Annotated in this window: 12 protein-coding genes and 1 pseudogene; 10 read left to right on the forward strand and 3 right to left on the reverse strand. The window is 46.3% G+C overall.

All coding sequences use genetic code 11. The features are described 5' to 3' along the window. Positions 1–440 precede the first annotated feature (440 nt). Both QUB14_RS01035 and QUB14_RS01040 read right to left on the reverse strand, forming a co-directional pair. Complete coding sequence (locus tag QUB14_RS01035; protein WP_333214235.1) at positions 441–971, reverse strand: peptidoglycan-binding protein; 531 nt, start codon at positions 969–971, stop codon at positions 441–443. 268 nt (positions 972–1,239) lie between these two features. Beyond that, positions 1,240–2,892, reverse strand: coding sequence for an NAD(P)H-hydrate dehydratase (locus QUB14_RS01040; RefSeq protein ID WP_333214237.1), 1,653 nt, complete (start codon positions 2,890–2,892; stop codon positions 1,240–1,242). Between the two features lie 114 nt (positions 2,893–3,006). On the opposite strand from QUB14_RS01040, the gene mnmA reads away from it, so the two are divergent. Then, entirely contained in the window at positions 3,007–4,098 is a 1,092-nt protein-coding gene (gene mnmA, locus QUB14_RS01045) for a tRNA 2-thiouridine(34) synthase MnmA (RefSeq protein ID WP_333214239.1), read from the forward strand. 262 nt (positions 4,099–4,360) lie between these two features. Here mnmA and QUB14_RS01050 read toward each other — a convergent pair whose 3' ends face one another. Next, entirely contained in the window at positions 4,361–4,945 is a 585-nt protein-coding gene (locus tag QUB14_RS01050; protein WP_333214241.1) for a hypothetical protein, read from the reverse strand. 528 nt (positions 4,946–5,473) lie between these two features. On the opposite strand from QUB14_RS01050, the gene QUB14_RS01055 reads away from it, so the two are divergent. From QUB14_RS01055 to QUB14_RS01090, 9 genes and pseudogenes are all read left to right on the forward strand, one after another. Next, complete coding sequence (locus tag QUB14_RS01055) at positions 5,474–6,037, forward strand: hypothetical protein (RefSeq protein WP_333214243.1); 564 nt, start codon at positions 5,474–5,476, stop codon at positions 6,035–6,037. Continuing rightward, positions 6,038–6,664: a HAMP domain-containing protein gene (locus QUB14_RS28675; protein ID WP_445251807.1), complete on the forward strand. Its 627-nt coding sequence runs from the start codon at positions 6,038–6,040 to the stop codon at positions 6,662–6,664. Then, positions 6,665–7,447, forward strand: a pseudogene (locus QUB14_RS01060) (PP2C family protein-serine/threonine phosphatase); the annotation flags it as partial. Positions 7,448–7,524: 77 nt separating this feature from the next. Next, on the forward strand, positions 7,525–8,103 hold the full coding sequence (locus tag QUB14_RS01065) for a DUF6272 family protein (RefSeq protein ID WP_333214245.1): 579 nt from the start codon (positions 7,525–7,527) through the stop codon (positions 8,101–8,103). 46 nt (positions 8,104–8,149) lie between these two features. Continuing rightward, positions 8,150–8,494: a slr1659 superfamily regulator gene (locus QUB14_RS01070; protein WP_190659765.1), complete on the forward strand. Its 345-nt coding sequence runs from the start codon at positions 8,150–8,152 to the stop codon at positions 8,492–8,494. Positions 8,495–8,564: 70 nt separating this feature from the next. Next, a complete protein-coding gene (locus tag QUB14_RS01075; protein WP_333214248.1) occupies positions 8,565–10,040 on the forward strand; it encodes an adenylate/guanylate cyclase domain-containing protein in 1,476 nt (491 codons plus the stop codon). Positions 10,041–10,236: 196 nt separating this feature from the next. Beyond that, positions 10,237–10,467, forward strand: a complete 231-nt coding sequence (locus tag QUB14_RS01080; protein ID WP_333214250.1) for a hypothetical protein — start codon at positions 10,237–10,239, stop codon at positions 10,465–10,467. Between the two features lie 399 nt (positions 10,468–10,866). Next, complete coding sequence (locus QUB14_RS01085; RefSeq protein WP_333214252.1) at positions 10,867–15,702, forward strand: PAS domain S-box protein; 4,836 nt, start codon at positions 10,867–10,869, stop codon at positions 15,700–15,702. After that, positions 15,677–15,808 (forward strand): hypothetical protein, encoded by a 132-nt coding sequence (locus tag QUB14_RS01090; protein WP_333214254.1) that lies wholly within the window; start codon positions 15,677–15,679, stop codon positions 15,806–15,808. Before QUB14_RS01085 ends, QUB14_RS01090 begins: the two co-directional genes overlap by 26 nt. Positions 15,809–15,854: the final 46 nt, after the last annotated feature.

Raw genomic sequence — 15,854 nt, forward strand, 5'->3', positions numbered from 1 at the left:
CAAAAAATTATGTGTCGCTGAACTTGAATCATTCCTCAATTGCTATCGTGATTTTTCTTAACTTATTCAGCAAGCCCTAAATTAGAAGGGAAATAAACCGGATTGTGATTCCCAATTTCCTAGGGTATACTAACAAAAAACACGGCAAGATTAAGAATATTTTTCATCGCGGGGAACGGTAATATAATTGGCGATCGCCCTTCCCGCGCGCTGCCTTCCCCTTAACGAGAATTAGGGACTTAGGCAAAGCCTAAATCCCTAATTTATCTACCGATTTTGGGCGCTCACTGAAAGTAATATCGTTTCCCGTTGCATCGGAATAATAAAATCGAGTCAACAGTCAACACTCAACCATTCAGTTTTTAGACCCCCAGTCAACCGTCAAAAGTCAACCATCATCTCGCTCGTGTAACCGGAATAGATATTAATCCAACCAGTCATTAGTGCGGTAACTTGCTGAGGGCGTGCCAAGTTCTATAGCCGACAATTCCATCTTGCGGTAAAGCGTTGCTCAGTTGTAATTGCCGCACTGCTACATCTGTCATCGCCCCGAAGAATCCGTCAATGTAACCGAAATAGTATCCATTGATTTTCAAGACATTCTGAACAATTTTAACAGCATTACCAGAACTGCCCTTCATGACGATCGGCATATTCACAGGTGCACCAGAGTATAGTGCTTCCCAAGTGATAGAACCCACAATCCCATCTCCTTTTAAAAAGACGCGGTGTTGATAGCCTTTGACGGCGTTTTGAACTTGGACGCCGAAAATACCGTCAATCGGCCCGAAATAATATGCCCAATGATATAGAAGCTGTTGTAGTTCCTTGACAGCTTGACCTGTTGAACCCATTTGTAAAGTGGGTTTGTTTACTCCCGTGGTTTCAGCAAATGCAAGACTTGATTGAGCAGTAGTATCGGCGACGAGAGCCATAGTTTCATTGTTCAAGCTTCTTTCTTCGGTGTACATAATGTGGTTCCTCTCAACATTTAAGTTTTGGTCTTTGATATTTCAGGTATAACTGGTGGGATTTGTGGATGCACAGTCACTTCTTGGAGTGTCACTCATGTGAGTGTCACTCGTTTGAGTTACCCGTTGGTTTGTCGTAAGGAATGCAAGTTGTAATATTTTTATGAGGGCTTTCGTTGTCAATACAAACCAAGGGGTAAGCTGCGCGGTGGACACCTACCCAATACAAAGATGCGGGATACGCACCCTACCAACTCATGTTGATTGTTTACTCAGCAAATTCTCGCAATGTTGGAATTAAATACTGTGTCAAAGTAAAGGCATCTACTCCTAATTCCGTCCGTTCTTTGGCAGCCATGATTCCGGCTTGGGCGTGCCACCAAGCTGCTGTTGCAGCAACTGATTGGAGGGGGGATTTGCGGGCGATCGCAGTTGCTAATAGTCCCCCTAACAAGCCTGTGAGAACGTCGCCGCTGCCGCCTCTGGCGAGGGCTGGGGTGCTTTCGGGATTGAGGTAGGTGATGGTACGTGAAGCGTAGCTATCCGGTAGGGAATCGCCCTCCTCCTTCCAACTTATGCAAACTCTTGCTCCCTTGAGCAATATAGTTGCGCCGCAAAGCTGAGCTGCTGCTTGACTTGCGGCAATTCGATCCTCGCCCGTTAGATCCGCTAAGTCGGGAAATAAACGCTTGAATTCGCCCGGGTGAGGCGTGATAATTGTCAGTGCTGAACGTTCGGACAAAATCGGTACTGTGCCGAGTTGAGCGAGGATATTTAAACCGTCAGCATCTAAAACCAGAGGTCGATCGCTCTCCAGTACAGATTCTACAGCTATTGCCGCTTCCAATGTCAGACCTGGCCCTGCGGCGATCGCATCATAAGAATTCAAATCAATTGCTACTGGCAACTCGCTAATTGCACCGCTTTGGGTTTCGGGACATCCTATAACTAATGCCTCTGGCAACTGACCGATCAACATCGGTTTAATCGACTCAGGAACAGCAATTGACAGCATTCCGATGCCGCTAGCTCTTGCTCCCAATGCTGCCAAAATTGCTGCTCCGGTGTAGCGGCGGGAACCTGCAATAATTAGTAAGTGACCGTTGGTGTATTTGTGCGAAATGGGCGATCGGGGTAACGGCAAATGCTGAGTTGCCGAGGCTGTTGTAATGCGTTGGAGTGCTGGCGTGTCCCCCAATATTGCTGCAATATCTGCTGCGGGAATATCAAAATCAATTAATTCGGAAATGCCGATATATTCTAACGCTCTGTCTTGCAGAAATGCCATTTTCCACAAACCCAAACATAATGTATATTTTGCCCGTATTGCCGTTCCCAAAACTGCTCCGGTATCTGTATGAAGTCCCGAGGGAATATCTATACTTAAAATTGGTATATTTAAGTTATTTATTTCGTCAATGGCTGCGGCCGTGGCGTTAATAATTTCTCGTTCTAACCCAAATCCAAATAAACCATCTACGAGCAAATCACAGTTTTTCAGCGGTTCAATTTTGTCAAGAAATGGAATATTTAAACAACGCGCATAATCAGCGTGATTTTTTGTGAGTTCTTTTAGTTTAGAAAACGGGCAGTAAATAACTACTTGGAATCCTTGAAAGTGCAATTCGCGGGCAACAACCAAAGCATCGCCGCCGTTGTGTCCCGGCCCAACCAATACGCCGATAACTGGCCATTGAGAATTAACAAGATTTTTTCCTTCTTCCCTTTTCCTCCTATCCGTTAAATCCCGTATACTGCCCGTTGCCGAACTTCCTTCCGCTTTCAAAAGCGCCTGAATGCGTCTAGCAATCAGTCCCGCGACTTTTTCCATTAAAGCTGCGACTGGCATTCCAGCAGCAAAGATTCGGGTTTCTATTTGCCGCATTTGGTCGGCGGTGACAACAAATTTTTGAATAGTCATATTAGTGCTAAAATTTCAGCTAACAGCAGCAGTGGCAAGTTGTAGTATACTTGTGGTATAATAAATTAGCTCGATCGAACAAAGTAACAGTAAAATAGCAATTTCTCTCCAACCATGAACAAGATTGTTGTAGGCCTCTCCGGCGGGGTCGATAGTTCCGCAGCAGCCGCAATTTTACACCATCAGGGATATGAAGTGGTGGGTTTAACGCTGTGGTTGATGAAGGGCAAAGGTCAGTGCTGCTCTGAGGGAATGGTCGATGCAGCTAAAATTTGCGAAGATTTGGGCGTTCCCCACCACATTGTGGACAGCCGCGAGGTCTTTCAGGCAAGTATTGTCGATTATTTGGTGGAGGGTTACAGTGCAGGAGTTACGCCTTTGCCTTGTTCGCAGTGCAATAAAACTGTGAAGTTCGGGCCAATGCTTAAGTATGCTCGCGAAGAACTCGGAATTGAAAAAATCGCTACAGGGCACTACGCTCGGATTACTTACGATGCTGCTACAGGTCGCTATCAGTTGCTGCGGGCGATCGACCCTGCGAAAGATCAGTCTTATTTCTTGTACGATCTAACACAGGATTTGTTGGCGGGTACGGAGTTTCCTTTGGGGGGAATTACCAAGACGGAAACTCGTAGAATTGCGGCGGAATTTGGTCTGAAAACTGCTGATAAGCCGGAAAGTCAGGATTTGTGCTTGGTGGAAAGTAACGGTTCGATGCGGGCTTTTCTGGACAAGTACATTGCGCCGCAAAAGGGTGACATTGTGGACAAGTCAGGGCGGGTGCTCGGACAGCACGACGGCGTACACCACTACACCATCGGCCAGCGGAAGGGACTCGGTATTGCTGCACCGGAACCGCTGTACGTGATTGAACTCGATGCTGCTGGCAATCGGGTAATTGTGGGCGATCGACAGTTGGCAGTAGAATCTGAATGTACAGTCCAGAAAGTGAATTGGGTTTCTGTCGCTGCGCCGACGGCTCCAATTCGGGCTCAGGTACAGATTCGATATCGATCGCAACCCGTCCCGGCTACAATTATTCCTGTGGAAGCTTCCCAAGCAGAGGAAAAAGCCGGCGGTACAAGAGTTAAGTTGATTTTTGACGAACCGCAGTTGAGCATTACCCCCGGACAAGCGGCTGTTTGGTATGACGGAGACGTGCTGTTGGGCGGCGGCATCATCGAAAGAAACCAACTCCCAAATTAAGGCAAGGGGCGGGCTAGAAGCCCACCCCACAAGAAACCACCCACCAAAAAACAAACTCTTTGTGGAACAGGCATCTTGCCTGTTCCCAGAAGCTCACCCCACAAGACACTTCCAACAAGAAAATTCACTCTTTGTGGAACAGGCATCTTGCCTGTTCCCAGAAGCTCACAACAAACTTCCCACCAGAAAATTCACTCTTTGTGGAACAGGCCCAAAAGCCTGTCCCAAAATGAAACTTATATTTCATTTCACAGGGGTACATTTACCTAGCGGACTTTTTTTCCAAACGCAAGATATTTCCCCTAGCATTAGTACGGTAAACCCAAGTTTGCGTACCATCAGAAACCACAACCCGCCAACCTTCGACAATCATTTGACCGCACATTTCATCTGCTTTCGAGAGTCCTAAACAAGTATTCGGCCAACTTTGTCCGCTCGATTCAGTTACTTTCAACTTGTCAGCAGCAATGCCAGTGGAGTCCGACAACTCTCGGCGAACTGCTGCTGCTACGGTTGCGGGCAATGTGTTCGGGGGATTTTGGCGTGTAGCCTCGGCCAAATTGCCCGGTTCGGAAATTAGAGTATTAAGTGCCAATACCGAATAGCTGATTTTTGGGGGCAGCGCTGCTGAGGAAAATTGCTGCGCGGTTTGCTGCTGTTGCTTTTCCAACTGGGCAAGGGAATCTTTGAGAGCGCCCGCGTTCGCCGCAGCGGTGTGTCTTAGCGCCGGATACATTTCCCATACCAGAATTCCTGTCAGCACCAAAGCCAAGATTACAGGATTGGGCTGCTTTTGGTCTCGGTTTTTATTCTGGGGAAATTTATTTGTGGAGATTCTTTTCATCATACGCCCTCTGCCTCACTTTACACAATGCGCGATCGCTCCTGAACACTCAACTGCAGATACTTATTTAGACACTTTTGCTGATGCGGCTAGTTCCTTTGTGCAGAACTAACTTGACTGCTGGTGCGGCCCAAGTATTTCCTACTCGCGGCCGGCAGTTGTGTTTCAGGAAACTTGCACTACCCAGTTATCACTTAATTTTTACTTTTTGTCTCGCGGTATTAAGAAAAATTTATGCTTAAGTAAATATTCTTAAAATCCTCTAATTGTGTCCCACAATCTCAGTACGAATGACTTTTCATCGTTCCAAAACTGCTAAAGGTGTTTTAGACTGTGGTAGGCGAGCTGAGCCGACGAGATGAAAGGGATGCCACAAAACTTGTTGCAACAGGACGGAAACGCATTATAAACTAAGCTAGCTATCGCTGATTAATTGTATTAGCATTATTGTTTTTTATAGCGATAGTCCCGGGAAATACTTTAGTAGCAAACGTTAGTTTTTTAGTTCAATTTTTTGGAAATCTATCGATTATGAGTAGAAAATCCCTGGGAATCCATTTAATGAATCGGTTGAGCTATCCTCAAAAATTTACCCTAATCGGTTTTTTATTTGCAATACCGTTAACCTTAGTCATGTACCTGCTGATTTCAGAAATTAATAGCAGGGTTGATTTTGCCCAAAAAGAAATATACGGTAATGAATACCTGCGCCCGCTCCGCCAGTTGAGGCAATACATACCTAAACTTCAACTGTTAAATTATCAGCCTTTAAATACAAATTTAAGCCCGCAAGATACGATAGTAGATTTAGAAGCTAAGATTGACGCGAACTTTCAATCCCTGCTATATACAGATCGTCAGTTAGGAAAAGAATTAGTTTCTAGCGAGTATTTTAAGAAAATCTATCACAATTGGCAAAATTTTAAACTTCGTCGCAGCCATTGGAGTAGAGAAACTTACGATTTTGTATGTCAAAGTTTAACAGAAGATATTAATAGATTGAGCGCTCACGTCGGCGATATTTCCAATCTCATATTAGACCCTGATTTAGATACCTATTATTTAATGGATGCAACTTTGCTGAAGATTCCATAAATGCAAAAATTTTTATCAGAAATTAGACTCATTTCTCAAAAAAACAGCTTGCTTTCCTATGCCAAACCTGAAACAAGAGCAAAACTGATTACTTTGGCTGGCAAATTGAGAGAACTTAATCAGGATTTAGCAATCAATATGGAGGTAGGATTTAGCAATAATCGTCACGGGAATCTGCGATCGAAATTAAGCGATAAATTGACAAAATTTAACTCGGTAGTAGATCTGCTAACCGCGCAACTAGATAAACTGATTAATCCCACAGCCTTAGTGGAATATTATGCCTATCTTGATGGAAGCGATAGAGTTCTGGATTCTAGTTTTGAACTATGGGACGAAACTTCTAAGGAATTAGACTTCTTACTGCACAAACGTATTGAGAGTTTTATTACAGAAAAAATTCTTATTTCGGTTTTGGTCTTAATAACTTTACTAATAGTTATTTATTTATTTGTAGCTTTTTACAGAAGCGTTATGCAAACTGTATTTGTCCTAGACGAAGCCTCAAAAAAGATGGCAAGTGGCAATGTCGATCACAAAATTATTTTGGATAACAGAGATGAACTGGGGCAACTTGTGGCTGCGTTTAACAAAATTGCCGATGCCTTAGTTGCTGCTAATCAATAAATTACTGTTCTCAACGATCGCTTAAAAGCTGAAAATCTCCGAATGAGCACAGAACTAGACGTTACTCGCAAGATTCAGCAGATGCTGCTGCCGAAAGACCGAGAACTCAAGGAAGTTACGGGCTTAGATATTGCGGGATTTATGGAAGCTGCCGATGAAGTAGGCGGCGACTATTACGACGTACTCCAGCACAAAGGTAGAGTGAAAATTGGCATTGGCGACGTGACGGGACATGGATTGGAGAGCGGCGTTGTAATGATTATGGTTCAAACGGCAGTCCGAACTTTGCTCGCTTACAATGAATCAGACCCGGTTAAATTTTTAAGCGCTATTAACAGTGTAATTTACGATAACATCCAGCGGATGAAATGCGACAGAAACGCTAGCCTTGCCTTGCTCGACTATCAGGAGGGAATGCTGAAGTTGAGCGGCCAGCACGAAGAAATGATTGTAGTGCGGTCTAACGGTTGTGTAGAGCGGTTTGATACGATCGATTTGGGTTTTCCGATCGGACTGGATGCAGATATTGCTGAATTTGTTGCTGAAACAATTGTGCAGTTGTATTCAGGAGATGTGGTAGTGCTGTACACTGACGGGATTACGGAAGCTAAAAATATGGATAAACTGCTTTATGGTTTAGAGCGGTTAATTGAAGTAATAGAGATTAATTCGCAGCGTTCGGCTGCCGAAATCAGGCAGGCTGTAATTAACGACGTGCGATCGCACATCGGCGAACAAAAAGTTTTTGATGACATCACATTGCTGGTACTCAAACAAAAATAACTACTTGGATATCCCTTCTAAAGTTTAAAATATATTTAGTGATGCCCCTCATCTCAAACTTTAGCTCTTACACCGATATGACCCAGATTTTCGGCCATTTCATCGAGCAGCCTGCTAGCCAAGAATACTTAATAATGGGATTTTCTCCGAGTTCGGTTCCTCTCAAGCAGCGGTGGCGAAACAACGGTTTGTCGGCGGATTTTCTCGCTGACTACCTGACGACTTTTTTTCCGCGCAACGAAGACGATCCCTCGACAATTGAAAGACAAGCTGAAATAAAAAGCGCTGTTAGCTACATTGCCAACGAGTTATTAGAAAATGCCATGAAGTTTAATGATGAAACCTCGGAGTACCCGATCGATATTAAACTGCTATTAGAGAGCGACGGTGTGATTTTCTCAGTTGCTAACAGCATCTCTCCGCAAGCTGTGGACAAGTTTCAGGCTTATATTCAGCAGTTGCTGTCCTCGGAGCCAACCGAACTTTACATTCAGCGGCTGGAAAAAAATGCTGCTGACGAAAGCTGTACCAATTCTGGATTGGGTTTGTTGACCATGCTCACCGATTATACTGCTAAACTTGGCTGGAAATTCCAGACCGTGCACCAAGACCCGGAAGTAATTGCGGTGACAACTATGGTGCAATTAACAGTATAAGCAACGCTGGCGATCGATAATATCTAAGGGACTTTTTTTTGTGGCTATGGAAATTAATACACGAGATTACCAAATCTGTTACGATCCAGCAACGGCAACCGTGAGTTTTCTTGGATCTCTAAGGCTGAGCGGGCCTGCAGAGTACACGCCGATAGCGGAGTTGCTGGCGAAGGTTGCCGACGTGGAACCGACGAAAATTACCCTCAATTTGCAGCAGTTAGAATTTTTGAACAGTTCTGGCATCAATATGCTATCGAAGTTTATTATCGAGGTTCGCAAAACAGCCAGGGTGCAAATGGCGGTACAAGGTTCTCAAAGCATAGCTTGGCACGGTAAATCTTTGAAGAATTTCCAGCGCCTGATGCCTGGTTTGGAGTTGGAATTTTTCTAGAAACACGATTACTTTTAGGGTGCGAGCTGTTGAGCAATTTTTTGTTAGTCGAGGCGCCAATTCTCGAGTTATGCTGGAAGAACAACCATCTAGAGAACAGCTACTTTTAGAGATAGAAAGATTGCGCCAGCAAGTGGAAGACTTGAAGGAGGAAAAAGCGGATCTGGAGATCTTGCTGGAAACTACTGCTGAACATTCCGATACGGTTGAAACTGAGTTGCGATCTCGTGCATTCGAGGCGGTGCGCGAAGGCGAAGTCAAGCTGGCTCAATTTCTCGAAGCGATTCCCATAGGTGTGCTCGTGCTGGATTCTCAAGGCAGACCTTACTACGTAAATCACGCCGGACAGCAGTTACTCGGTCAAGGAGTTTTGCCATTAAATGCAGTTGAGGATTTGTCAGAAAGTTATCAAATTTATATTGCGGGAACTGACACTATTTATCCTTTCGAGAAGTTGCCGATCGTCCGAGCTTTGAGGGGCGAAAACGCGACGGCTGAGGATGTGGAAATTCATCAACCCCACAAGAAAGTTCCCCTTGAGATTTGGGGAACGCCAATTTTTGACGAGGGTGGCAAAGTTGCTTTTGCAATCGCAGTTTTTCAAGATGTTACGGAACGCAAAGAAGCTGAAGCCGATCGCCATTTATTTATTAAGAAACTATTTGACCTTAATCAAAATTTAGAAAAATCCCTGGATGCCGAATCAGAGTTAACGGATGCCTACGGTAGATTTGTGCCGCACCAATTTTTAAATTTGTTGGGATATGAAAGTATTATAGATGTCAATCTAGGCGACCAAGTGCAGCAGGAAATGTCGGTGCTATTTTCGGATATTCGCGATTTCACCACGCTTTCAGAAACTATGACTCCCCAACAAAATTTTAAATTTATCAATGCTTATCTTTCGCGGATGGAGCCTGCCATTACTAGCAATAACGGGTTTATTGACAAATACATCGGCGATGCAATTATGGCTTTGTTTAGTGACTTTGCAGATGATGCAGTGAAAGCGGGTATTGCAATGCTAAATCTCCTAAAAAATTACAACGAATACCGTCAAGGCGTCGGCTACATCCCGATTCAAATTGGAATTGGCATCAATTCGGGTTCTTTGATGCTGGGGACAGTCGGGGGTAAAAGCCGAATGGACAGCACTGTGATTAGCGATGCTGTTAATCTAGCATCTCGCATTGAAGGATTGACCAAAGATTACGGCGTACCTCTGTTAATTTCTCAGCAGACTTTGGAACGGTTGCGAAATCCGAACGATTATGCTATTAGGATTGTGGATAAAGTACAGGTAAAAGGAAAATCTCAATATGTCGTAGTCTATGAGGTATTTGATGCAGATCCGCCGGAAATTCTGTCGGCAAAGCTAGCAAATTTGCCTGTATATAATGAAGCTATGTTACTGTGCGATCGCAAGGATTTCCGAGAAGCGGGGAAATTGTTTGAAGAATGTTTGCGGACAAATCCGAGCGATCGGGTAGCTCGCATTTACCTGAAACGCTGTCGGGATTGGCGATCGCTCCTCAAAGGAATTTAAAGCAAGTTACTCGATTTTAGATTTTTAATTTTAGATTTTAGATTTACTCCACAGAGGAATCTGGGAGATTGAAGTTTGATCTAAAATTTTGAGCTGCTTACCGCACAATAATTCAGGATTCACTAGCCAGAATCCAGAAGAGATTCTGTGCGACAGGTAAGTCACCAAGTCATCCAAGCCCGGAGAGCTTTCTGGGATGAAGAAAACAGAAGCCTGTCCCGTGTTTAAAATCAGCCACAACAGCATTAACAATCGAGCTTTTAGGCACAACCTAGAGACTTTCAAGAAAATCCGGATCGTCCCCGGTACCACACTGGTTTTTAGGGAGTATCTCACTTTTGCAGCCAAGCTAGAAATTGGAGTTTTGAGGCAGGAGGCAGAAGAAGTGTTTTTAGAAAAATTAAGATACTCCGGGTTTTTAAGGTGAAGCCTTTATATTTTCAAGCCACTACAACTAAAATATATCTGGAGAGTGATGACTGAGCTCCGGAATCTGTCAAAGGTGTAAAATATAAATAGCTTTATACCTGTTACTTCTGAGGGCTCTCAAAATAGAACGCCTTAGGGCGGAACAACCAGCGATCGATAATTGGGGGCGAGAACTGGGGCAAGCGCTGAAGCTGTCTCAGAAAAAGTTGGCGGATGAATGAGGGATGACCATTCCCACGATTAATCGTTGGGAAAACGGACACGCTACCCCTTCTCGCTGGACACTCAAGCAAATTTAGATATTGCTGGATGAGTTAGGTAATTCGCCAGATGCAACGCTTCGCGAATACATTAAGGCGCTCCGAGCAAGATATTTTTCGGATAAGGAGTACAAAGGGTGAGTTTAGAGGGAATCAACAGCATTTTCAGAAATATTCGACTACTTCCCTATGGTGTGGCGACCCTCTCTGTGGCTCTGGCACTGGGGCTAACGCAATCGCTTTTACCGTGGATCTACCCAACCACGACGCCCCTGTTTTTCATCGCGGTGATAGTGAGTACCTGGTATGGCAGTTTCGGGGCTGGGTTGCTGGCAACAATTTTATCCACCCTGGCAATCAACTATTTTTTTATTGAGCCGTTCTATTCGTTACAGATCGCTAATCTACAGACAATAGTTCGGTTGGGTATGTTTTCGATCGCGGCAGGATTGATCGCTTCACTCAATCTATCGTGGCGCACTGCTATAAAAAACGCGAAAGCAGCCTTGCAAAATTTACAGGAGGCAATGGAACTAGAACAGCAGTTGCAGGGCGAAGCCGCAGAAGCTGCGGCGACTGAGGCAAAAGAACAGCTAGAAACGGTACTTTCTAGCATCAACGATGGGTTTTACATTCTCGATCGCGATTGGCGCTACACCTATGCCAACGATCGCTACTGTGAAATGGTTGGAATGCCGCGGTCAGCGATTCTGGGTCAGAACGTTTGGGAGCTATTTCCCGCTGCCGTTGACACCGATGCTTATGTGCAGTTTCATCGGGCAATGCGCGAACAAACGCCACTCCAGTTTGATTATCTCTACTCTCCTTGGAATGGTTGGCACGACCATCGAATTTACCCTTCGCCCAGTGGACTGACCGTTTTGCTTGCTGACATCACCGATCGCAAACAGGCGGAACTCATCCTAATCGAGCAGAAACGACTGCTGGAGTCGATCGCATTCGGACAGCCACTAGACGACTGTCTGGCAGCCGTGTGTGGCTCAGTATCCAGGCTAAATCCGGGTACCCGCGCCTGCTTCCTGCTAGCAGATGCTCAGCGGCTGACGTTTAACGCTTCCATTACTCCAGACTTTCCACCGTCTTTTGGTGAAGGACTCAAGGATGCTCCGATTAACGATTTGTGCATTGAAACCTGCGGCGAAGCAGTGTATTGCGGTCAGCCCGTGACCTGCGCCGACATGGCCAACGACGATCGCTGGTCGCAAGCATGGCGAAATTTATGCGTGGCTCATGGCATTCTAGGGTGTCATTCTCAGCCCGTGCTCGGGCAGGACAATCTAGCTCTGGGGTGGCTGATGCTTTGCTTTAGCGAGACGCGGAGGCCGACGGATTGGGAATATAAACTCGCCGAGTTCGGCACGCAAGTTGCCAGCATCGCCTTCGAGCGCGATCGATCGTTCCAAGCGTTGCGCGAGAGCGAAGAACAGCTCCGACTCGCTTCCGAAGGCGGCAATTTGGGTTTGTGGTATTGGGATATAGAAACAGACACGCTGAGTTTTACGGACATAGCCAAAGCGATGTTGGGTTTACCCGTCAATACAGCAATGTCGGTGCAGGTGTTTTTAGAAGCCGTGCATCCCGACGATCGCCCATTCGTTCACACCGTCATCAGTGAGCTAAAAGCGAATCAAGCGCATAATGAAATAGAATATCGGACGCTTTGGGCAGATGGCACCGTTCGTTGGATTTTGGCAAAGGGCGATTGCGCCTACAACGCTGAGGGCATCCTAATTTCGACGCGGGGCGTATTCATCGACATCAGCGATCGCAAACAAGCCGAAGAAGCGTTGCGTCAAAGCGAAGAGCAGAGTCGGAACATTCTGGAAAGCATTGATGATGGATTCTTTTCCCTGGATGAGAATTGGCGTTTCACTTACCTGAATCGGTCAGCGGAACTTCTGCTAGACCGCACTTCGGGCGATCTGATAGGGAAGAATTTGTGGGAAGAATTTCCAGGATTCGATGGCAGCGAGTTTGAGCGGGTTTATCGGCGCGTGGCCAACGAGCGCGTGGCTTTATCAGTCACGGCGTTTTATCCCGATCACGATCGGTGGTATGACGTTCGCACCTACCCGGCCGCTAACGGGATTACCATTTATTTCCGAAATGTCACCGATCGAAAACTTGCCGAGGAGGTATTGCAACAACGAGAAGCAGAACTTCGTTTAGTCACCAATGCCGTGCCTGCCTTGATCTCCTTTGTAGACTCAGACCAACGCTACCGCTTCAACAATCGAGCATATGAAGAATGGTTTGGGCATCCGGCAACGGAAATCTATGGCAAGCATCTCCCAGAGGTTTTAGGCGAAACTGGCTATGAAGGGATTCGTCCTTATGTTGAGCAAGTCTTGGCAGGAGAGGAAGTGACCTTTGAAACCCAAATTCCCTACAAAAATGGTGTAACCCGTTATGTCAATGCAACCTATGTTCCCCGCTTCAATAGCCAGGGAAAAGTTGAAGGGTTTGTAGCACTGGTCAACGATATCACCGCTCGCAAACAAGCCGAAGCCACACTACGGGAGAGTGAGGAAAGGTTCCGGCTGATGGCAGATGCCGCCCCTGTGCTGATTTGGATGGCTGGCACCGATAAACTCTGTTATTACTTCAACCTTCCGTGGCTAAACTTTACGGGACGGACGATCGAACAAGAAAGGGACAATGGTTGGACACAAGGAGTCCACCCCGACGACCTCGATCGGTGTTTACACACCTATGTGACTGCCTTTGATGCCCGTCAACCGTTCAAGATGGAATATCGTTTGAAACGCTTTGATGGCATATACCGTTGGATTATGGATGAAGCTGTTCCTCGGTACGGATGGGAAGGTGAGTTCTTGGGCTACATAGGCTCTTGTGTTGATATTGAAGACCACAAACAAGCTGAGGAATCCCTGCGCCAGAGTGAATCCCGCCTCCGTCTGATCTTTGAAAGCGCCAAAGATTATGCCATCTTCACCCTCGACCTTAACGGCATTATTGCCAGTTGGAACTCAGGGGCAGAAAGGTTGTTGGGCTATACCGAGACAGAAGCAATTGGTTGCTCGATTCGGATGATCTTCACGCCCGAAGATAACGAACAAGGACAAGCCGAGGACGAAATGCAAACGGCTCTAACCCAAGGACGGGCCGAAGACGAACGCTGGCACGTCCGCAAAGATGGGAATCGCTTTTGGGCCAGTGGATTGATGATGCCCCTGCTTAATGAAGCCGATTGTCCGCAGGGATTTGTCAAAATCATGCAGGACAAGACCGCACAACGGCAAGCAAGTGAGCGACTGCAATTGCTTTATGAAACTACCCGCGATCTGTTGAAGACAGAACAGCCTCTGGCTTTGATGCACACGCTATTCCGCAAACTTGCTCTGCAACTCGATCTGCACTGTTACTACAACTTCATGGTGGAAGAAAAAGACAACCGCCGGATGCTGCATTTGAGAAACTATGATGGCCTCTCTGAAGAAAGGGTGCAGGCGATCGCATGGATCGAATTAGGTGAATATCTCTGTGGAGTCGTTGCCCAAACGCAGCAGCAACTAATCTTGAATCAAGCCCAAATTTCCACTCATCCAAATGCTAAAGCCCTCTTTGAAATGGGCATCACGGCTTACGCGGGTCAACCGTTAATCGCTCAAGGGCGGTTATTAGGAACGCTCTCATTTGCCAGTCGGACTCGGACGCACTTCACGCCTGCAGAAATCGAGCTGCTGCGATCGACCTGTGACCAAATTGCGATCGCTCTGGAACGGGCAAGCCTGAACGATTCACTCCAGCAACAAGCGGAACAGCTAAAACAGGCAAATCGGATCAAGGATGAGTTTTTAGCGGTACTATCCCATGAATTGCGATCGCCCCTCAATCCCATCCTGGGCTGGTCAAAGCTGCTGCAAACTGGCAAGCTGGATGCGGCGAAAACTGCACAGGCGTTAGCGACGATCGAACGCAACGCCAGGCTGCAAAGTGAACTGATTGAAGATTTGCTCGATGTCTCGAAAATTCTTCAAGGCAAGCTCAGTCTTAATATGCGTCCAGTCGATTTAGCTTTAACGGTGGAATCGGCGATCGAAACCGTCAATTTGGCTTCAGTTGCCAAATCCATTGATATTCGGACTGTGTTAGATCCTCAGGTGGGACAGATTTTGGGGGATTCGGGCCGTTTGCAGCAGATTGTTTGGAATCTTGTTTCTAATGCGGTCAAATTCACCTCAGCCGGAGGGCGCGTTGAGGTGAATTTGACTCGTGTTGGCAATCACGCTCAAATTACTGTGGCGGATACAGGGATTGGCATCGCGCGCGAGTTTTTACCCTACGTGTTTGACTACTTCCGGCAAAAAGATGGCGCCACAACCCGCAATTTTGGTGGCTTGGGATTGGGGCTGGCGATCGTGCGCCATCTAGTCGAACTGCACGGCGGCACCGTTGTCGCAGATAGCCCGGGTGAAGGGCTAGGAGCTACCTTTACCGTAAGACTGCCCCTATCAGGGAAGGTAAAGGGACAAGAAAACTCTCTTGCAGGACTTTCGGAACGATCGACTGCGGATGAACCGTTATCCGGGATGCGGATACTGGTTGTAGATGATGAGCCGGATATGCGAGAGTTGATTTCCTTTTTGCTAGAAGATGCAGGTGCAGAGGTACTGACTGTGGCTGTTCCTCAAGAAGCCGTCACAGCGTTGACTAATTTCCAGCCAGATGTCCTGTTGAGCGACATTGGAATGCCGGGGATGGATGGCTATATGCTGTTGCGGCAAGTGCGAGCCTTACCGCCAGAACGGGGTGGGCTGATTCCCGCGATCGCCCTGACTGCCTATGCGGGCGAGTTTAATAAACAGCAAGCTTTGCAAGCTGGATTCCACCGACATCTGGCAAAGCCGATCGCACCGGATGAATTAATTAAGACGATCGCCGCACTTCTTAGCAAGAACACTCATGACCCAGGAAGCTCTAAAAATTGAGCCGAAGGATCTCAAACCGATCGAACATCACCAAGCTTTTAAGTTGCTGTGGTTAGGCAGCGATATTTGTATTGCAGGAGAATCTACAAATAAATCCGGTTTCTAGTCTAACAGTGCGTAAGTCCTGATAATATAATCAATAATTTGGAGTG

The sequence above is a fragment of the Microcoleus sp. B3-D2 genome, from assembly GCF_036705345.1.
Classification (GTDB): domain Bacteria; phylum Cyanobacteriota; class Cyanobacteriia; order Cyanobacteriales; family Microcoleaceae; genus Microcoleus.